Source organism: Microcoleus sp. CAWBG640, assembly GCF_020883015.1.
In the GTDB taxonomy this organism is placed as follows: domain Bacteria; phylum Cyanobacteriota; class Cyanobacteriia; order Cyanobacteriales; family Microcoleaceae; genus Microcoleus; species Microcoleus anatoxicus.
This window is the reverse complement of the sequence record NZ_JAHRFC010000183.1, coordinates 1-3,599: the sequence shown is the minus strand read 5'-3', so window position 1 is coordinate 3,599 and position 3,599 is coordinate 1. Positions and strand designations below refer to the sequence as shown.

Sequence of the window (3,599 nt, the reverse complement as noted above, 5' to 3'; positions counted from 1 at the left end):
GTCTCAAATTCGTGGTGTAAGTCTGGGGGGAGAACATTCCAAGTAATTTGGCCGTGACAGGAGGAATGGTGCAGGTCAACTTTTTCCTTGGCCCGTGTGGTACGGCTGCTGCGGCCTTGCTCGAATACTGCTTGCAACAATCGCAGCACCAGTAAATCTGCATAGCGAGATAGTGGGGAAGTACAGCGCGTGTAACCTTCTGCCAAAGCTAAACCGAAGTGTGGCTTGGGTGTTGTGCTGTAAACCGCCGGCTTCATGGTGTCTTCCAGCAGGTAGGTGAGCACTCTTTCGGATTTCAATCCGGCAAACTGCTGAGTAAATCGCTGAAAGTCTAGGGGCAGAACTTCTTCTTCGTTTTCTAGATACAGTTCGCCTCCGAGGTTGTTGGAAAGTTTGATGAACTCTTGAATGTCTGCATGATCTGGCATGGGCTGGACGCGGTAAATTCCGGGGACTCCCAGGGCTTGCAGGTGGGTGGCTACGGCTTGGTTGGCGAGTACGACTAATTCAGATACGGCAGACTGGGCTGGGGGGGCGATCGCAAATGCTCCCAATTCCCCTTCATCGTCGAAGTGAGAGTTGGCGTCGGGCAAATTTAGTTCAAAAGCTCCTCGCTGGAGCCTCGCCTTTCTGGCGGCCTGGGAGGCTGCGGAGATTTGCTCTAGGAAAGGACGAAGGGCTGTGGATAAAGGCTGAGTTTCGTCATCGGAGGTCGATGCCAGAATTGCTTCTGCTTGGTGATAGCTGAGCTGGTAGTCAATTTGAATGACGCTGGTTTGAATGGAGTATTCAACCAGTTCCCCGGATTCGTCAAGGGTGAGCAACACGCTGAAGGCCAGTCGTTCGGTGTCTGGTAGCAAAGAGCAGCGCTCGTGGACGATGGATGGTAGCACGGCGATGATTTTGTCTCCCAGATGGGCTGCTGTGCCTCGCTTGCGGGCTTCTCGGTCGATCGGGGTTTCGGGTTGCACGTACTCAGCGACGTCGGCGATGTGAATTCCGACTTGCCAACCTCCCGATTTCAGGGTTTCAATGGAGAGAGCACGTTCCACAGGCGGGTCCCACAGGAATGAGGCTGGATCGAATTCGTTTTCGGCTGTGGGAGAGAAACTTTCTGGCTCGGTTTCTGGGACATCATAATTTTTGTCGCTGTTGGTTTCTCCCGGTTCGTTGTTGCTGAAAGTGACTGTGAGGATGTTACGCAAATCCAGGCGTTTTTTGATGTCGGTTTTTTTGAGTTTGCTGGGTAAATTTTCGGCTGCTTTGATGACTGCTGGGGGAAACGATCGCGGTAAGTCGTGTTTGCAGCATACGATGTCGAGGTCGTCGGCGGCTTCGGCGTCGGAACCTAGTACCTGTACTACTTTTCCGACTGGGCGGTGGGTGCCTAGGGGATAGCGTTTGACTTCGACGTGTACCAGGTGGTCGATCGCCTCTTGCAGATTGGTACCGTTTGCCAGTAAGTCTAGTTCAAATAGCAGGCGATCGTCGAGGGGAATTGCTCTGTAGCTGAGTCGGCCGGTGGGGGTGGCTGTTTGCTTGACTCTGGCTAGTACCGAGGGGTTGGCGCGTTCGAGTATCAACATCACTTCGCCTTCGGGGGAACGGCGGCGGCTACCTTCTTTGATGATTTTGACTAAGACTCGATCGCCATTCCATGCTGTTGAGAGATGACTTTCCCGCACGTAAACGTCTTCTGAACCTTCGGCGTCTTGAATTGCGAAGCAAAATCCTTTGCTGGAACAGCGCAGTTTTGCTTCTACCACATCGTCTTCAGTTACTCGGCGATATCGACCTTTGTCTTTGACTAAAATCCCAATTTTCTCTAGAGCTTCTAATGCGATTTGAAGTTTGAGTTGACTGGTGACATCATTGCAATCGAGTTTTTTCTCTAATGCTTTGGGAGCCACTAATTTGTCTTCTGTAAAATTGGCCAACAGTGCAGCGATAGAAAATTCCATGTAGCGATCGATCCTCTTTTTTCCAGCAATTAGTCTAATTTTGGCGAAATCCGCCACGCTCTTTCCCGCTTTCGCTGTGCTTATACGCCCTAGATCTGGCGGGGGTTAGTTAGGTGTAGACAAGCACAGCCACCTAGTTTGAGCGCGGGATTTTTTTAGGAAATTCTCTCCCGACTCTGGTGGTGGCAAATTTTCTGCTGTCTGTCTTCAACTGACTTCTGACGGTGCAGAAAACTGTCTCTTACCCTTACTACTTTTGCTTAGTTGCTTTGCCATTTCCGATAGGTAGAAATGACCTGACGGTGGCTGTTAGCTTAAACCGCGGGATGTGGCATGGGGTTTAGTGGCGTGAAAGGTTGCGCGGATGATTCACCTTTAATTTATTGTATGTTGAATAGGTGCTTTCAGAAAATTGTTTTTTCGCTGATTGTACTACACTTAAGCCATAAGCCCCATCTGGTTTCGGGGTCAAAACATTATGTTTGCTCAATTTCGCGCCCTTTATCCCACTGGACAGTTAATTTGTGAATTGCTGACTGTTCATCACGGCAAGTTTGTGGTTCGCTGTCTGCTTCAGGTTGATGGCAAAACTCTCGCTACAGGTATGTCGGCTGCTGAGTCGGTTGAGGATGCTGAGGACCGCGCTCGGTTGCGATCGCTCGCTGTCCTTGGATTTGATCCGGCTCAACCTCCGACGATCGCCCATGTTTCTCCGCATCCCGTAGCACCTCCGGCTCCCGTAGCACCTCCGGCTCCCGTGGCACCTCCTGTGTTAGAAAGGCCTGTTACTACTGACAATTTTGCTTTACCACATCAGAGCAATTTTGTCAATACTCCATCGCCATTAATCGAAGAGGCGATCGCACCGATACCGGAACCGTTGCCCCCTATGGTCGATCGAACTGTGACAGCCTCTAGAGAGGAATTTGACTCCGATGCTTGGCTGTCTTCCAGCTACGGCGCACCGATTCAGGAACGGGAGGTGCCAAGGGCTAGCCAAACTGAAATTTTACAGGGGGCTGCCGAAGTTAGGGAGTTGGAACCAATTGCGGTTGGGATTCCGAGTGATGCGATCGAGGATATTTCTGAGACGATCGCCCAAGTCGAAGCCACCATGAAGCGCCTGAAATGGACTAAAAAACAAGAAACTGACTGTCTGCAACAAAATTACGGTAAACTATCCCAGGCACTGCTGTCTGCGGGCGAGTTGGTAGACTTCCTAGAATACCTGGAAATCTACAGCAGAACCACTGATGAAATCAAGCGCTTGGGCTGGAGTCCCAGTCAAGGAAAGGATTATCTCAAACAAGGTTACGGTAAGGAAGCGCGACACTTCTTAAGTAGGGAGGAATTGTTTGACTTTCTGCAATATCTGGAATCTTTACCTTAATAACGTAAGTAAAGCCACTTAAAAAAACAGAATAGAACTCTTGCAAAAGTCAAATTTATCCCCCTTAGTCCCCCCTTATTAAGGGAGGAAACAACAATAATCTTACTCCCTCCCCTTAGTAACCCACATTCCGCACCCCCAACTGGCACATAGGCGGGTTGAGGGGGTAAAAGTGAATCATCCGAGACAAAAATGAGTAGAAATGCTCAACTATCTCGGTCACTCAACATCACCCAGTAGTCCATTCT

The 3,599-nt window shown here is 50.0% G+C and carries 2 protein-coding genes; one reads left to right on the top strand and one right to left on the bottom strand.

What is annotated here, in order from left to right; translation table 11 throughout:
• The coding region (locus AAFP11_RS30015; RefSeq protein ID WP_341740280.1) for a ribonuclease R family protein at positions 1 to 1,961 on the bottom strand (1,961 nt) is incomplete at its 3' end.
• 478 nt (positions 1,962 to 2,439) lie between these two features.
• Between AAFP11_RS30015 and AAFP11_RS30010 the strand changes: the two genes are divergently transcribed.
• On the top strand, positions 2,440 to 3,351 hold the full coding sequence (locus AAFP11_RS30010; RefSeq protein ID WP_341740279.1) for a hypothetical protein: 912 nt from the start codon (positions 2,440 to 2,442) through the stop codon (positions 3,349 to 3,351).
• Positions 3,352 to 3,599 lie beyond the last annotated feature (248 nt).

What these genes read in the sequence shown, in the direction of transcription:
- AAFP11_RS30010 (WP_341740279.1), top strand. Translation starts at nt 2,440, where the DNA reads ATGTTTGCTCAATTTCGCGCCCTTTATCCCACTGGACAGTTAATTTGT.